Source organism: Aminobacterium sp. UBA4834, from assembly GCF_002400205.1.
Taxonomy (GTDB): domain Bacteria; phylum Synergistota; class Synergistia; order Synergistales; family Aminobacteriaceae; genus Aminobacterium; species Aminobacterium mobile.
Genome location: NZ_DHFC01000008.1, coordinates 1 through 15308, shown reverse-complemented (window position 1 = coordinate 15308; position 15308 = coordinate 1). Strand labels below are relative to the sequence as shown.

The following is a 15308-nucleotide window of genomic DNA, read 5'->3' as shown; positions in this document are numbered from 1 at the left end:
GGAACCGCTGTCGCCGCTGCTGTGATGCTGACACTGCTTGGGTAAGTGCACTGTAGTTTATGAATATTTTTAGGGGGCCTTGTGTCCCCTATTTTTGTCTAATAGAAAATAAATAAAATGGAGGATACTTTGCAATGTGGGCTTTATGTGCCGGCATTCTGGCGGGAGGATTAGCAGGTTATTTTTTAAAAATTCCTTCAGGGGCTCTTGTGGGAGGAATGGTAGGGGGTCTTGCAGTTAAAAGTTTTTTAGGTACGGGAGCACAGCCTCTTCGTCTTCTCTCTTTTCTTTCTCAACTTTTAGTCGCCTACGTGATTGTGGCGCAGGCAGATATAGCTTCGGTGAAAGAAATTCCACGTTTTATTCCAGTAGCGATTTTATATAGCCTCGCCATTTTAGGGGTAAGTATTCTCTTTGCACGGGGAGTTTCCACACTATGTGGTATTGATCTCATGACGGCAGTGTACTCTACGGCTCCAGGTGGACTTTCAGGTTTAGGGCTTGCAGCAGTAGAAGCAGGTGCGAATGCGCCCGTTTCTCTTCTATTTCATGTGATTCGCATTACCGTTGTTCTTATTTCCATTCCCTTTATAGCTTGGTTTTTAGGGAATGGACATTAGCTCTTGTAGTATCAAGGAGGTTTTTATATGTCGGAAGTCTTTCGAATATCAGGGCGTCGTCCATTATTTGCGGCGACTTTTCTTTCTAGGCCCAATCGTTTTCTTGTGGAGTGTTTGCTTGATGGAGAAAAAATTCAGGCTTTCCTCCCGAATCCTGGGAGGTTGTGGGAGTTATTATTTTCAGGGTCTACGCTGTTTCTACAAAAAGAGGTATCATCCAATTCTGCCCGGAAGACAAAGTTTACAGTAATAGGAATACAGTCTGATCATGGTCCAGTCATGCTCCATACCCATAAAACTAATGATTTGGCAGAATGGCTTTTTGATCATGGTCTTATGCCGGGGATGGAGGATTATAGAGTTATAAGACGGGAGGTTCCTTGGGGAAAGAGCCGATTCGATCTTCTTGTCTCGGATGGTTCTTCAGAGATGATCCTCGAAATAAAGTCGTGCTCTTTATTTGGCAGACGTATAGCCATGTTTCCTGATGCCCCTTCTCTGCGTGCCGTTAAACATGTCAAAGACCTTCAGGGTTTGGCGGCAAAAGGGAAGAAGACAGGCGTCATTTTTATAGTACAATCAGGTGCCCCAGAGTTTTTCATCCCAGATTTTCATACGGATTACGATTTTGCTGAAGCATTGTTTCAAATAGACGAGGGAGAGGGGGCTTTTGAAGTAAAGGCTTTTAAAATACCATGGAACGAGGATTTCTCTTTTTGCGGGAAACCTCGAGAAATCCCCATTCTTTGGGACGTCCTTTCAAGTGAAGCCAGCCCCTTTGGTTATGTCCTTCTCCTTTGTCAGTTTAACAAGAGGAAAGAGTACGCCATTGTCATTTCTCCGAGGCTTGAGTACGTAGATTATAACGATATGCGTAGACCGAATATGATCCCTTCTCTTAAGGCTTTCCTCAGTATGGCCGATTCTATTCGGAGTATCCCTGTACGTACCGGACAAGATCTGGAAGCGGTTCTTGCAAATGGTCTCGGCAGTATATGTGATACCATAAAACATTTCAATGGAAAACCAATTTTTATGTTTCAGGAAAACCCCTTATCGAAACGCAGCTTTATTCAATATCTTCTTTCTGTTCGAATCGATCGTTTGGAGGAGTTTCTCTCCATTTAAGCTGTAGGAAAAATCAAAACGGGACACGTTGTCCCCTCAATAAGGGGTTCTGCCGTAGAACCAACGATAAGCTGCCATAATTCGCGTTGTGTTGAAAGTCCTACTACGAGGAGACTTGGATCGGTGTTTTTAATCCATAGAGGAAGTTCTACTTCCGGTTCCCCGCTTACCACTTGAAAAGATGTATCCGGGTTCCATTGAGACACATCTTGAGCCACCACTTCGAGGGCTCCTTCCGCAGCATTGATGAGGACCTGAGAATCTTCTGCGTCATCAAGAGGTACTCCATGAACCAAGGTTAGATGAGGTGTGCTTCCGCTCTGGGAGATAATATCTCTAAGTTCGTTGAGCATCGCATCTGTTCGACCAGGGGAAAGATCTATAGCGACGGCTATATTTTTATAAATGTCTCCTCCAGGAAAAACCCCGTCTTTTGACCGAAGGATAAGTTGCGGAAGGGCGAGACGTCTTACAAGAGGAGTTATTTCTGCCACATTTTGGGCAGGAAGAACAGCGAAGGTGCATTTTTCTGAAACGGCGATTTCTGGAATAATTTTAAGAGGATCTCCAGCTGCTACCATTACCTTGTAAAATAGTTCTTCAGGAATACTTTGAAGACAAAAGTCGTTCAAAGCAGTTTCGGTCTCTTGTACAAGCTGTGGGGTATGGATGCCAGCTGAAGGACTTACCACGTGAACTACCAATATGTCTGATTGGTGTAGTAGCGCTCTCTGAGAGAGCCAGCGCAAAGCTTCTTTTGAAAAATCGGTCATATCTATAGGAAACAATATTCGTCGTAACATGAAGAGCTCACCTCCTATTATTGCTTCTATTGCTTCGAAATTATTTAATAAGTATATCGTAAGTTGAATGTATATACATCTGGATGGGGTATAATAATCGGCGAATTTGAGAGGGAGGAACTATCGGTGAGGTTAGGTCGGGAAATGACGTGGAAGTTGATTCAGTTTGTTCAAAGTATCCTAAAGAATATTCCCTACAAAATGGCAATGATGGTGGGAAGTTTTTTAGGCTCAGTATTTTGGGTCTTGAGCAAAAAACGAGTAGATGGTGCGGAATATCGATGTGTAAAAGCTCTTGGTATAGGGGTGAGCACCGCTCGACAGATTGTTCGAGCTTCATATGTGAATCTCGGACGGTCTGTTACAGAATTTATTTGTCTTCCTGACATGATATCGAGCCTCAATGAATTGGTGACAATACATGGAGAAGAACATCTTAAAAAAGCTTTCGACCTGGGGAAAGGGGTTATTGCTATTACCGCTCATCTTGGAAATTGGGAGATGGCTGCTGCGGCTGTAGCAGCGAAAGGGTATCCTATGAATGCTATTGGAGCGGAACAGCGTGATGAAAGGATAACTGATCTCATTATCGATTCACGCCAACGTTGGGGAGTTACCACTGTCAGTAAAGGATTTAGCCTCAAAGCGGCTATGGCCTGTTTGAAGCGTGGAGAGATATTGGCGGTTCTTATCGATCAAGATGCGAAGGAAAAGGGGGTTGTAGCCCCTTTTCTTGGCCTTCCAGCGAGCACTCCTTATGGGCCAATAAAAATGAGTCTTAAGTACGGGAGCCCCATGATTCCTGTCTATATCATTAGAAGAGAAGATGGCATTCATCATGATCTATATTTTTTGCCGCCTTTTGAGGATCCCTCTTCAGAAATTTTTGGTACTGATCTGGAAAAGGCTGTAGCGATATGTAATAATTCCATAAGTTCATGGATCACTAAATATCCAGGCCAGTGGATGTGGCTTTATCCGCGCTGGGCTTCCACGTTAGGGGATAAGTGATGCTTCTGGGTATCGATCCGGGAAAAGATAAAATCGGTTGGGTTTTAACAGATTCATGCGGTGATCTTTTCCTTTCCGGAATAACAAAAAAGGAAGAAGTCCCTCTCTTTTGGGAGTTTTTAAAGCGTCGGGAGTGGCGTAGAATGTCTCCATGGGTTCAGGTTCAGGGTAAAGATATTTCCCAGGACCGTGGGGATCTGGTAGTTGTTGTTGGAAACGGGACGATGTGTCGGGATATTCTCGATTTTCTTGAAGGGGTTGGAATACAATCTCATCAGATACATATAGTGGAAGAGCGAGGATCTACTCTTGAGGCAAGAAATGTTTTCTGGGGTATGTACCCGCCAAAAGGGTTGTGGCGATTGATTCCGGTTTCTCTCAGAACTCCGTACCGTGACGTCGATGATCTCGCTGCTTTTGTCATTGTTCGTCGTTTTCTTACTGCAGGGCAAGAGAAATAGCACAATAAGAAGGGAGATACTGGTTGATGGGCGTAGAAAAACTAGCAACCTTGGTGAACACTTTTGGATCATCTCTTATTTCTGTAAGTCGGGAAATGGGAGTAGAGGTTGCTCTTCAGAGATCGGAAGTAGCCCAGGGGGTTCATGTGGGAGGAAGCAGTGTTGCGGCACTCGTTGGAGTGCTAGGACGAGGATTGCAAGGAACGCTGGTTATTATGTTGGATAATGCGGGGTTCAGTGCAGTGGTAACAGCAATGTCTGGCGGAATGATCAAGCCAGATATAGAAGACCCAGTAGCTACCAGTGTCATTGGGGAGCTTTCTAATATGGTGAGCGGGAGAGCTTTGACTCAGTCTTCTCTAGGGGGAGTGGATGTAACACCGCCTCAGCTTATTACAGGTGCAGGAATCAGAACTGTGCCAAGTGAATCTCCTGGCATTAAAAATTTTACGTTGCCTTTTTCTGTAGCTCAGGGTGGAACCCTTTACCTTGTTCTCTCTTTCCATTGTTAGGAGAATAGTCTAAGGGCATCCAACCGTGTTCCATTAAGGTTTATTGGAGTGGATGTAGTGAAGAATTCATGGGTTAAACTTCTTAAGGAAGAATTTGCTCTTCTTTATAGTATTAGTAAATGGCTTCTGTTGGCCGTGATTATAGGAGTTTTTGTGGGGGCGGCTACTTCTGCATTTATGATGGTTTTGGAGCGATGTTCCAAATTTGTAGGAGCGCTTCCTTCGTGGAGGGTATTTTTGCTCCCATTAGGTATTATGGTTAGTGCGTGGCTTGTGATTTCCTTAAAACCCATGGATCGTACTAGAGGGACCCTTAGTGTTGTAGAAGCTGTACATCATCATGACGGCCGGGTGAGTGTGCTTTCTGTAGTAGTGAAAGTTATAGGATCTATTATTACTATTTCTACAGGCGGTTCTCTCGGTAAAGAAGGGCCGAGTGCTCAGATTGGAGCTGCGGTATCGAATGTTTTTGCCAATGGTTTTCATCTCAACAAAGTAGATCGTCGGAAACTTGTGATTTGCGGCGTTTCAGCGGGTATGGCTTCTGTTTTTGGAGCACCTGTTGCTGGTGCTGTTTTTGGATTGGAAAATCTCTTCGTCGGACAGCTTTTTTACGACGTGCTTTTGCCGTGTATCGTCAGTGGTATGGTGAGCTATCAAGTGTCCTTAAGTCTTGGCATGGCTTATCTATATCAGCCTTTGCTTTACGTTCCACGTGTAGCGGAGCCCCATATGGTTACATGGGTAGTCCTTTCAGGTGTTTTTTTTGGGTTAGTAGCTCTTTTCTTTATAGAAACTCTTCATTTTACTCAAAAAATATTTCGTAGGTTCTCTTACTCTCCGTTATTACAGGCTCTTGTCGGAGGAGGAATTCTTGTAATCCTTACGTTTTTTGTGGGATTGCGGTATTTAGGCTTAGGAGGCGAATCCATACGAGAGGCTATCGCTGGTAATCCCATCCCTCGAGTAGCTTTTTTCTGGAAGTCGTTGTTTACTAGCATTACTAGGAGGGCTGGAGGGTGTGGAGGAGTCGTTACTCCAACGCTCTATATCGGTGCTACTTCAGGGGCAGCTTTTGCTTCTTTTTTTGGGTTAGACCCCGTCCTTTTTAGTTGTATTGGATTTGTTGCAGTTCTTTCAGGAGCTGCTAACACGCCTATTGCGGCAGTTATTCTTGCGGTAGAGCTGTTCGGATCCAAAGTTGCAAGTCTCGCAGCGTTAGCATCCGTTGTTGCCTTTATAGTCACTGGTTATCGAAGTATTTACCCAGATCAAATTATAAAATGTTCGAAATCTCCGGCTTTTGATATTTGTAGTGAATATCAACGAGTCGGAGAGTGTGATTTAGACCCTGCATTAACGAGGCTTCCTTTAGTGGGATTGCTTGTTCGAAGTTATCAACTTTGGAAACGTTACTAAGGTTTCAGATAAAGACAAGAGGCTGTTTGAAGAAACAGCCTCTTGTCTTTATCTGAAATATAGTTTTATTTACCCCATTTTGATAAGTCGAGTAAATTCTCGCTCTTTGCTACAACCGCAGATCCAACTAAGTCTCCTGTAATATTGAGGCAGGTTCGCCCCATATCAAGAATAGCGTCTATCCCTAAAATCATAGCGTATGCTGCTGCGACAGGAGAGCCTTGTTCGATGGGAAGCCCCACAGAATCGAGGACGAGAAGAAGCATTATCGCACCGGCACCAGGAACTCCAGCTGTTCCGATTGAGGCAAGAACGGCTGTTAAAATAACGGTCATTTGCTGGCTGAAATTAAGGGGGAGCCCTACGGCAAAACCGATAAAGAGGGCGCAAACGCCCTGATAAATAGCAGTTCCATCCATGTTGATAGTAGCACCCAAAGGGAGTGTGAAGGAGTAAACGTTTTTAGCGATGCCCAAATTTTCATCAGCATTACGCATTGTTATAGGGAGAGTCCCGCTACTGCTTCTTGTCACAAAAGCAGTGATCATAGCCTCTTTTGAGCCCCTTAAGAACGTGGAAAAACTCAGCCCATTCAGGGTAAGAAAGCCTCCGTACACCACAATAAGATGAAGAATGTAACCGAGGAAACAGGCAAGGGTTACAGTCCATAAAGGACCAATCGCTTTAGCTCCTTGCTGTGCGAATACGACGGCAAGGAGGGAAAAAACGCCTATTGGCGCATACTGTAAAACCCATCCCACAATTTTGTACATTGCTTCTGCTGCCCCATCAAAAAACTTAAACAGCAAATCCCCTGTTTCTTGAATTCGTGTATCTTTACTGATCTTAAGATAGCTGATGGCGAGACCAAATATAATGGCGAAGAAAATTATTGGAAGAACGTCGCCACTGGAAAGAGCACCAAAAGGATTAGTTGGGATAATATTGAGAAAAGTATTTGCAAGAGATGGTTTTTCAAGAGCGCGTCCAGCTGCTTCCCCTATGGCCCCAAGGTCTAACCCCAGTCCAGGATGAAAAAGATTTCCCATAAGTAAGCCTACTGCAACTGCGACTGCAGATGTAATAAGATAATAGACGACGATTTTGACCCCTACCTTACCGAGCTCGGCAGGGCTAATACTTGCAGAACCAACAACAAGAGTTGTTAAAATAATGGGCGTAACGATCATTTTCAAAAGCCGCACAAAAATGTCCCCTAATGGTTTGACCCATAAAATAGAATCTCCAGCCACCATCCCTGCAATTGCACCAAGAACAAGACCGATGAGAATCCGGAGTAACAGGTTACTTTTGAAATACCAGTCAAACATTCCTTTCTTCTCGCTTCCCATCCTTTTCCCCACCTCCCATTAGTTTTAAGCGCTATTCAGCAATGTTTTCATTACAGACTATTATATAAATATCTAAATTGTACATTCTTTTACAGAGCAGCACAAGGAGCTGAATGCTTAAAAGAGTTGTTTCATAGCTCTGAGTACGTTAAAATTTATTCAGGTGTTGGTGTATAAACGAGGAGGCTGGCAAATGTCATATATAAAACGTATGTGTGTCGGCTTTATACTGTTAATCTGTTTCCTTGGGAACAATTCCCCCTGTTCAGCTTCTTCTCGCGGAGGAATAGTCCTCGCTCTATCTGGTGGCGGAACGAAAGGACTTGCCCATATAGGTGTGCTTCAGGTCTTAGAAGAAAACAATATCCCTATCGCCGGGATTGTGGGGACGAGTATGGGGGCTATTATTGGAGGGTTGGCTGCAAGTGGTTACACGGGCATAGAGTTGGAAGAAGTTGTGAATAATATTGATTTAGGGAGCTTACTTGCTGAAAAAGACGCCTCCATGGTCCTGCCGTTAGGAGAGAGAACTTCTGAAAACAGCGCGATTCCTTGGTTTTCCCTGGGCAGCCGCAGAGGGATAGGAGGGGCTCTGGGCGGTTTTTCCGGGGTCAAGCTTCTAGAAAAATTTAGTCAGATGGCTGCTCGCGTACAAGTTATTCGTTTTTCAGAACTCCCCATACCCTTTGCTGCAGTTGCTACGGACTTAGAGACAGGGGAGAAAGTTGTTCTTCAGAGTGGTAGCTTGGCTTCGGCGATGAGAGCGTCTATGGCTATCCCTGCTCTTTTTGAGCCATGGCCTGTTGGTGGGCGCCTCCTTATTGATGGTGGACTCGTATCGAATCTCCCTGTCTTGACAGCCAAAGAACTTTTCCCTGGCTGTCCTGTCATAGCTGTAAATGTAACGAGTGAAAAGAAGTCTCGTTCGGAATTGCGTACTCTTGTGGACGTGGTGGATCAATCGATTACCGTTTTAACGCAACAGAATGTGGAGAGAGAAATTCGAGAAGCGGATTTAATTTTAACGCCATCGGTGGGGAAGCTTCCTCTTTTTGATGCCACTCAGGCTGATTTTGTTATTGCAGCAGGTCGGAAGGAGACATTAGCCCATCTCAAGGCGATAGCGAGTTTAGCCCAAATGGCCCCTGAACTTTCTCCTCGTCGGAAACAACCGTCACAGGTTTTAACGGATATTTGTGTTCGTGGTTTGCCAGACATGGAGTGCGAAAAACTTCGAACGAAGCATCTTTCTCAAATAGGAAAACCTATAGATCCCCAATGGATATTAAGAGTGAATAAAGAAATATCCCGACGTATGGATGTTTTGGCAGTGGATTATCACTTGGAAGAAGATCATGGCGGAGCTGTTGTGGTTTTTTCTGTTCAGCGCCGCCCGCAATCGGAAGTTCGAATAGGGGGATACACTACGAATCTTCATCCGTACCGGTGGCTTTATGTGAACAGTATTCATAGGGATATTTATAAAGATGGAGACGCATTGAAGCTTAATCTTAAAATTGGAACGCAGTGGGCTGCAGATGTGGGCTATCTCTCCTCTTCAGAGCTCTCTAAAGCCTGGGAAGTCAATCTTTCTGCTCAGCGTTGGGAACTTACGCCTCGTAATGTTTCTGAAGAGCGGGGATGGGATCGATACGGTTTGGGAGTTACACGCCATTTCACTATGGGAAATGTTTTAGCTGGCGCTGGTTTAGGCGGGGAGAGGGTCCATTATAAAGGTAAAGATGAAGATTCTTGGGGACCTACGTTTTATCTAACGTATAATACCCTAGATGACATGATGGATCCTACGAAAGGCAGCATGATGAGAGTCGCTTTTTGGTGGCCTGATTATGACGAGTTGTTATATAGAATGAACTTGTTCTTTGTAACATCTTTCTCTGAAAATTGGCGTCTCTACTTAAGAGGTGGTTTTGCAGAGGGAGATATGACAGAGGCTGGTCATGCTGTCTATCTTGGCGCTGCTGAAGAACTCTATAGTTATGCCGATAAGCCTATTGAAGCGGAGCGCATGATATGGGTCAATGCTGGCCTTCGAAGAGTTTTCCTCCGCAGTTGGTGGGGAAATCTTACTGCAGAGCTTTTTGGAGGAGCTGGGTGGACTTACGATAATGGAGGTTCCCGCCTTGACAGTGTTTGGGAAACAGGCCTTTCTCTATCGGCTCCGGGGCACTTTTTCGATGGTCGCCTCATGTTCCTGTATAATGACCAGAGTGATTTTAAAGTAGGTTTCTTTATTGGGAAGCCTATATGGAGCCATTATCCCCTGCCCTAGTGGAGGGGTAACATTTTACAACTAAAGCTGACGATCTTTCGGCGGAACTCATGATGGAGGTTGAAGAAAAACATGGCACGGAACATAACCCCTAGGGGGAAAGATTATTCCCAATGGTATCTTGATGTCATTAAGGCAGCGGAGCTTGCAGATTATGCCCCCGTAAGAGGGTGTATGGTTATTCGTCCCACTGGATATGCTCTTTGGGAATCGATACAGCGTTATTTTGATGAAGCTTTTAAAGAAACAGGCCATGTAAATGCCTATTTCCCTCTTCTTATACCCAATTCTTTTTTAGAGAAAGAGGCAGAACATGTTGAGGGGTTTTCTCCAGAGTGTGCAGTTGTTACTCATGCCGGAGGAGAGCCACTTGAGGAACCCTTTGTTATTCGTCCCACTTCAGAAACAGTGATTGGTTATATGTACAGTAAATGGATTCAATCATGGCGTGATCTTCCCATATTGATCAACCAGTGGGCCAATGTTATGCGATGGGAAAAACGGCCTCGACTCTTTTTGCGAACATCAGAATTCCTTTGGCAGGAAGGGCATACTGCCCATGCAACGAAAGAGGAAGCCATGGAAGAAACTCTTAAGATGTTGCGTGTCTACGAAAAAATAATGAAAGAGGTCTTGGCTCTCCCTATTATTCCAGGGGAAAAAACGGCAGGGGAACGTTTCCCAGGGGCTCTCAATACCTTTACCTGTGAAGCCATGATGAGTGATACGAAGGCTCTTCAGGCAGGTACAAGCCATTTCCTTGGGCAAAATTTCTCCAAGGCTTTTAATATACAGTTTCAAAATCAGGATGGAGAGCAGGAATATGCTTGGACTACAAGCTGGGGTGTTTCAACGCGATTAATAGGGGCTTTAATCATGACTCATTCCGACGATGATGGGCTTATTATTCCTCCTCGCATAGCTCCTAATAAGGTTGCTATCCTTCCTATTAGTACGAATGATGATGTTATTGAAAAAACGTTGTTGCCTAAAGCTCTGGAGTTGGCGGACAAACTTAATACAGCCTTAGGCGGACGATATGTTGTTGTAGATAAACAGTTCCATATGCGTCCTGGGGATCGTTTCTTCTCTCATCTTCAGAAAGGAGTTCCTTTGCGCTTAGAACTTGGGGAAAAAGATTTTGCTGCAGGTACTGTTCGTGTGGTTCGAAGAGATACTGGAGATCGAAAAGATATTCCTTTAAACGATGTGGTAATAAAAGTTCCCGAAATCCTTGAAGATATTCAGCACTCTCTCTTCAATAAAGCTCTTTCTTTTAGAAAAGAGCACACCTCTTTTGCTTCTTCCTTCGATGAGTTTAAGATTCGGTTGGAGGAAGAAGGAGGTTTTATAGAGACGTTTTTTGCCGGAACCCCGGAGGATGAGAAGAAGATCAAGGAAGAAACAGGCGCTACTCCTCGGTGTATTCCGCTGGGGGATGCTGAGACGGGGAACTGTTTCTTGACAGGTGCTTCTAATGCTAGAAAGACTATTTTTGCTAAGGCATATTAGATCTTTTATTTGGATATAACGAAAAAGCAGTATTGGAAGCGGGTTCCTCATAAGGAAGGGATCCGCTTTGATTTTTATTTATGGGGGATGGTTAATGTGGAAGATAGACGAACTTTAGCAGTTATCGATATAGGGTCTAACTCCATTAAACTTCTTATAGCTATTTTGCAGGGAGAGGAATTAGTCTCTCTAGATGAACGTATAGAGATTACCCGTTTAAGCGAAGGGCTTGCTAAAGAGGGCTTGCTGCTACCTGAGCCCATGCGTCGAACCATAGAAGGGGTGGAACGATTTGTTTGGGTAGCCAGAGAGGCAGGTGTTTCTCAGATTGTTGTAATAGGTACAATGGCCTTCAGGTCAGCCTCTAATAGCTCTTCTTTTGTTGAAACGCTTCTTGATAGAACTGGAGTTTCTATGAAAATCCTTTCAGGCGATGAAGAGTCGGAATTTGCTTTTCGTGGTGCACTTTCAGGGATATGGGAAGATAAATATCTTTCTCAAAATGTGACTGTTTTTGATATTGGAGGAGGGAGCACAGAGCTTGTTCAGGGGAAAGGGGGAAACATTATACATCGATGGAGCCTTCCCATAGGTTCTGTGGTTTTGACTGAAAAATTTTTACAAAAAACGCCAGTTTCTTCTGAATATGTTCATAAAGTTAGGTTGGAGATCAGAAAGATACTGTCAAACCGCTGGGATTTTCTTTCGCAAGTAGGTACTCTTGTTGGAGTGGGAGGGACAGTTACTGCTATGGTTGCTGTAAAGCTAGGTCTTTACTCTTATACTCCAGAGAGTGTACATGGAATTTCTCTTTCTCTGGGAGAGATTAAACGGCAAATTTTTCTTTATTCTTCAAAAACACTGGAGGAACGCTGTCTCATTCCAGGTTTATCCCCAGGGCGCGCTGATATTATTCTTGCCGGAGCTTGTATTGTAGCGGAAATATTGAATATAGCCCGAGAAGAAAAATTCGTGGTAAGCCATAGAGGATTGAGGCATGGAGTGGCATTACATATCCTTCAGGGGGGCCATTTTTCGTAAATAGAGTAAAGGGAAACGCCTTTAAGAAGATTGCTGAGGAGAGATAAGAATGTTTCCCGTAGGAATTTCTTACGCTTTAATATTAGCAGGAATAACAATTCTTCTGTATGGCCTAGAAGAAAGTAATTGGGCCTTTCGAAGAAGTTTAGGAAGCCGTGGACGAGGGCTATTGTCTCGTTTAGGCAATAGAAAGTCTTCTGCCTTTTCTCTTGGGGTTATTCTATCGGCAATAGCTCAGAGTGGTTCTGCCGCAACAGCTTTTGCTGTTGGATTGGTCGATATCCATGCATTGCCTTATGAGGGTGCTATCCTCGTCATGATGGGGGCAAGTGTGGGGTCTACCCTTTTGGTTCCTCTTCTCGCTATTGACATAGATGTGATGGCTCCTATTTTTTTGATGGGAGGTTTTGTCCTCTGTCATCTGAAGAAAGAGGATTTTCGTAAAATAGGGTGGGTAGTGAGAGGTATTGCTCTGATCCTTACAGGGATGTTTCTTCTTAAATTGGGTTCTTCTATTGCTTTGGAAGGCTCTCCTATCGGCTTCTTTATTGCTCGTCTTGTTGCAAGACCTTTTTGGCTGGGCGTAACGGCTTTTTTCCTTTCAGCCATAACACAAGGAGCGTCTGGTGTAATGGCTATTGGCATCGCTCTTATATCGGCAGGAGTGGCATCGGCGGAGGCCTTCTTCCCCCTCGTATTAGGGGCACGCCTTGGCTCCAGCATTATAGTTTTATTTTTTAGCGTGGGAACCCGTCCCAATGCCCGGCGTCTTGCCTGGCTCTCTTTTGTTTATCGTTGCCTCGGTGTTGCGGCGGGATACCTTTGTATGCCTTTGATCCTTCAGGGAACGAGTTTCTTTATTCCAGTTCCAGAGATGAAACTGGCTGTATATCAGATAGGAGTGAGTATTCTTAACGTTCTCATTTTTTCCCCCTTTGTAAGGCAGTCAGCACTTGTAAGTGGAAGGTGGTTTTCGGAAGAAGAGGCCTGGGATCCAGAGGAGGCCATGTATTTGGATGATTCTCTTACAGATTTCCCTTCGTTAGCGGTGCCGCTTCTTGCGAAAGAAATGACTCGTCTTGCTAATTATGTGGAAACATTTATTTATATGCTTTTTTTTGCACCTCATTATAAAGATCAGATTCTTAAACTTCAGCGAGGAATACCAGCGTTGTTGCAACAGTGCTCAGATTACATGTTTGCAATACCAGTTCCTCTTGATGATCCAGAACAAAAGACATCGTATTCCGCAATTTCGTATTCTCTTATAGCAATGGCTGACCTAGTAGAAATTACTACGGGTAGATTGTATAAGTTATGGAGAAACGGGGCTGGAGAAGGTAGTGCCAGAAATATAGAAGAAAAAATGTGGGAAGAGTACGTCCAATCGTTTATGGGTGTAGTCCGATATAGTATGCGAGCTTTTGCTCTTGACGATGAAGAGAGCGTTCATAAGGCTCTAAGTGTAGAGAAGATTTTTAAAAATTATGATCAACAGATACGACAAACTTTAATTGTTCAGGGTCGGCTTTTCGTGGATCGTAAAGATTCTCTGGATTGGAGGTTACTTACGGTATTGAGGGTGGCTGTAAGTGCTGCTCTCGAAGTGGCCTGGGGGAGCCGATTCCGGGGAATGAAACTTCATTTAGAAGGAAGTGACGGTATTGTTCTTCAAAAAGAAGCAGGAGAAATCTAAGTTAACGCCGGAGATGATTCTTTACTCTGGAGACAAGAAGCGCATTCTCGAAATGGTTCATCAAATGGGAGAAGAGGCTACCAATGCCGTATCGGAAGCGGTACGTTCCCTTATAGAGTGTGACAGCGATCTTGCCCGACACGTTATAGATAATGATGATTCTATCGATATTTTGGAAGTAGATATAGAGCAGGAGTGTCTTGGTTCTATAGCGATGAGACAACCAGTAAGAGAGAACCTTCGTTTTGTATTTGCCGTTGCGAAGATTATTACCGATCTAGAACGGATTGGAGATGAGGCTGTAAATATAGCAGAGAGGGCCTGTTTCCTTAATCAGTATCCATTGCTGAAACCATTGATAGATATTCCCAAAATGATGAATATTTCCACAAACATGTTGCGTGACGCATTGAAGGCTTTTGAAACTAATGATGCAGAGCTCGCAAAAAAAGTTTTTCTAAAGGATCAGGATCTCGATGTTCTTTACTACAATATTTTTGAAGAACTGATACAGATCATAGCTGCTCGGCCAAAAGGAGATTGTGTTACAGTGCAATGTGCTGCAGCCCTCATGTGGGTCGGACGCCACTTAGAGCGCGTGGGGGACCACGCCTCAAATGTGGCAGAAAAAACGTATTTTATAGCGACAGGGGAACGATTGAAACAGATTTTGGGAGAGAAACAAAAAGATACCGGCGCTGAAAAGGATCTTTCATCAGGTATATGAAAAGAGCAATATAACAATATCAAAGGAAGTGGCGAATCTCTTCCATAGTCTTTCGAGGTTTTGATAAAGTCCTTTTATTTTCGCTGGGGTACCCCATAGAGATCATGATATCAATTTTTGTCGAACGGGGAAGATTGAGTTCCTTTTTTACAGCTCTTTCATTTAACCAGCCAAGCATACATGTCCCTAAACCGAAGTCTGTTGCTTGTAGAACTATGTGCTCGCAAGCAATTGCTACATCCATAAGGCTAAATTGGACCCCTCGGAATAATCCTCCAAGAGCAGAAGAGTATCGAGAACGTTCTGTAATAACAACCAATAGCACAGGAGCGGAGGCGGCAAAAGAGTTCATTGAATATGCTCCTCCAAAAGCGGCATGAGCTAAAGAAGCTACTTTATCAGGAGTATGAGCTACCAAAAAGGTCCACGGCTGAGAGTTACAGGCGGAAGGCGCTAAACGAGCTGCTTCTAAGCACTTCTCTATAATAGGTACAGACACTGGCTGTGGACTGTATTTTCTCACACTGTATCTTTTTTGAACAAGCTCCTCAAAGTCCAAAACTATACCCCCCCTTGTCTTTTACTGTGGATTCTATTGTAGATACTCTTATAAAAAAAGGTCAAGAGAGAAGACAAGCCTTATTTGAACGGCACACTCTGTTGGGGTTGCTCTTTAAAAATTATTCGTGAATGCTTCCTTTTATCAAATCAAAAGGAAGCATTCACGAATAAT

General features: G+C 43.9%; 14 protein-coding genes. 11 read left to right on the top strand and 3 right to left on the bottom strand.

What is annotated here, in order from left to right; all coding sequences use genetic code 11:
- Window positions 1–134: 134 nt before the first annotated feature.
- Together B3L97_RS03960 and sfsA are read left to right on the top strand one after the other, a co-directional pair.
- On the top strand, window positions 135–620 hold the full coding sequence (locus tag B3L97_RS03960; protein ID WP_286934226.1) for an AbrB family transcriptional regulator: 486 nt from the start codon (window positions 135–137) through the stop codon (window positions 618–620).
- A 27-nt stretch (window positions 621–647) separates the two neighbouring features.
- Window positions 648–1748 carry a DNA/RNA nuclease SfsA gene (sfsA, locus tag B3L97_RS03955; RefSeq protein ID WP_286934223.1) on the top strand — a complete coding sequence of 367 codons (1101 nt, stop codon included), beginning with the start codon at window positions 648–650 and terminating at the stop codon, window positions 1746–1748.
- Here sfsA and B3L97_RS03950 read toward each other — a convergent pair.
- Entirely contained in the window at window positions 1745–2551 is an 807-nt protein-coding gene (locus B3L97_RS03950; RefSeq protein ID WP_286934220.1) for a universal stress protein, read from the bottom strand. The two genes, sfsA and B3L97_RS03950, sit on opposite strands and share 4 nt — an antisense overlap.
- A 126-nt stretch (window positions 2552–2677) precedes the next feature.
- On the opposite strand from B3L97_RS03950, the gene B3L97_RS03945 reads away from it, so the two are divergent.
- The 4 genes from B3L97_RS03945 to B3L97_RS03930 are packed head-to-tail and all read left to right on the top strand — an operon-like array spanning window position 2678 to window position 5954.
- Window positions 2678–3562, top strand: coding sequence for a lysophospholipid acyltransferase family protein (locus B3L97_RS03945; protein ID WP_286934219.1), 885 nt, complete (start codon window positions 2678–2680; stop codon window positions 3560–3562).
- Complete coding sequence (locus tag B3L97_RS03940; protein ID WP_286934217.1) at window positions 3562–4023, top strand: hypothetical protein; 462 nt, start codon at window positions 3562–3564, stop codon at window positions 4021–4023. The genes B3L97_RS03945 and B3L97_RS03940 overlap by 1 nt, the downstream gene beginning before the upstream one ends.
- 26 nt (window positions 4024–4049) lie before the next feature.
- On the top strand, window positions 4050–4535 hold the full coding sequence (locus tag B3L97_RS03935) for a chemotaxis protein CheX (RefSeq protein ID WP_286934216.1): 486 nt from the start codon (window positions 4050–4052) through the stop codon (window positions 4533–4535).
- 57 nt (window positions 4536–4592) lie between these two features.
- On the top strand, window positions 4593–5954 hold the full coding sequence (locus tag B3L97_RS03930) for a chloride channel protein (protein WP_286934214.1): 1362 nt from the start codon (window positions 4593–4595) through the stop codon (window positions 5952–5954).
- 65 nt (window positions 5955–6019) lie between these two features.
- On the opposite strand, the gene B3L97_RS03925 is transcribed toward B3L97_RS03930, so the two are convergent.
- A complete protein-coding gene (locus B3L97_RS03925) occupies window positions 6020–7306 on the bottom strand; it encodes a dicarboxylate/amino acid:cation symporter (protein ID WP_286934211.1) in 1287 nt (428 codons plus the stop codon).
- A gap of 193 nt (window positions 7307–7499) precedes the next feature.
- Here B3L97_RS03925 and B3L97_RS03920 point away from each other — a divergent pair, with 193 nt between their 5' ends.
- The 5 genes from B3L97_RS03920 to phoU all read left to right on the top strand — a co-directional run bounded on the left by B3L97_RS03920 (window position 7500) and on the right by phoU (window position 14575).
- Window positions 7500–9599 carry a patatin-like phospholipase family protein gene (locus B3L97_RS03920; protein WP_286934208.1) on the top strand — a complete coding sequence of 700 codons (2100 nt, stop codon included), beginning with the start codon at window positions 7500–7502 and terminating at the stop codon, window positions 9597–9599.
- A 72-nt stretch (window positions 9600–9671) separates the two neighbouring features.
- Window positions 9672–11111 carry a proline--tRNA ligase gene (gene proS, locus B3L97_RS03915; protein WP_286847692.1) on the top strand — a complete coding sequence of 480 codons (1440 nt, stop codon included), beginning with the start codon at window positions 9672–9674 and terminating at the stop codon, window positions 11109–11111.
- A gap of 96 nt (window positions 11112–11207) precedes the next feature.
- Window positions 11208–12152: a hypothetical protein gene (locus tag B3L97_RS03910; protein ID WP_286934206.1), complete on the top strand. Its 945-nt coding sequence runs from the start codon at window positions 11208–11210 to the stop codon at window positions 12150–12152.
- 49 nt (window positions 12153–12201) lie between these two features.
- The gene (locus B3L97_RS03905; protein WP_024822944.1) at window positions 12202–13848 is read left to right on the top strand and encodes a Na/Pi cotransporter family protein; all 1647 of its coding nucleotides are present in this window, start codon (window positions 12202–12204) and stop codon (window positions 13846–13848) included.
- Window positions 13817–14575 (top strand): phosphate signaling complex protein PhoU, encoded by a 759-nt coding sequence (phoU, locus tag B3L97_RS03900; protein ID WP_245587113.1) that lies wholly within the window; start codon window positions 13817–13819, stop codon window positions 14573–14575. The genes B3L97_RS03905 and phoU overlap by 32 nt, the downstream gene beginning before the upstream one ends.
- A 19-nt stretch (window positions 14576–14594) precedes the next feature.
- Here the strand turns inward: phoU and B3L97_RS03895 are convergent, their stop codons facing one another.
- Entirely contained in the window at window positions 14595–15134 is a 540-nt protein-coding gene (locus tag B3L97_RS03895; protein ID WP_024822946.1) for a nitroreductase family protein, read from the bottom strand.
- Window positions 15135–15308: the final 174 nt, after the last annotated feature.

What these genes read in the sequence shown, in the direction of transcription:
- B3L97_RS03935 (WP_286934216.1), top strand. Translation starts at nt 4,050, where the DNA reads ATGGGCGTAGAAAAACTAGCAACCTTGGTGAACACTTTTGGATCATCT.
- B3L97_RS03960 (WP_286934226.1), top strand. Translation starts at nt 135, where the DNA reads ATGTGGGCTTTATGTGCCGGCATTCTGGCGGGAGGATTAGCAGGTTAT.
- sfsA (WP_286934223.1), top strand. Translation starts at nt 648, where the DNA reads ATGTCGGAAGTCTTTCGAATATCAGGGCGTCGTCCATTATTTGCGGCG.
- B3L97_RS03920 (WP_286934208.1), top strand. Translation starts at nt 7,500, where the DNA reads ATGTCATATATAAAACGTATGTGTGTCGGCTTTATACTGTTAATCTGT.
- B3L97_RS03940 (WP_286934217.1), top strand. Translation starts at nt 3,562, where the DNA reads ATGCTTCTGGGTATCGATCCGGGAAAAGATAAAATCGGTTGGGTTTTA.
- B3L97_RS03905 (WP_024822944.1), top strand. Translation starts at nt 12,202, where the DNA reads ATGTTTCCCGTAGGAATTTCTTACGCTTTAATATTAGCAGGAATAACA.
- proS (WP_286847692.1), top strand. Translation starts at nt 9,672, where the DNA reads ATGGCACGGAACATAACCCCTAGGGGGAAAGATTATTCCCAATGGTAT.
- B3L97_RS03925 (WP_286934211.1), bottom strand. Translation starts at nt 7,306, where the DNA reads ATGGGAAGCGAGAAGAAAGGAATGTTTGACTGGTATTTCAAAAGTAAC.
- B3L97_RS03950 (WP_286934220.1), bottom strand. Translation starts at nt 2,551, where the DNA reads ATGTTACGACGAATATTGTTTCCTATAGATATGACCGATTTTTCAAAA.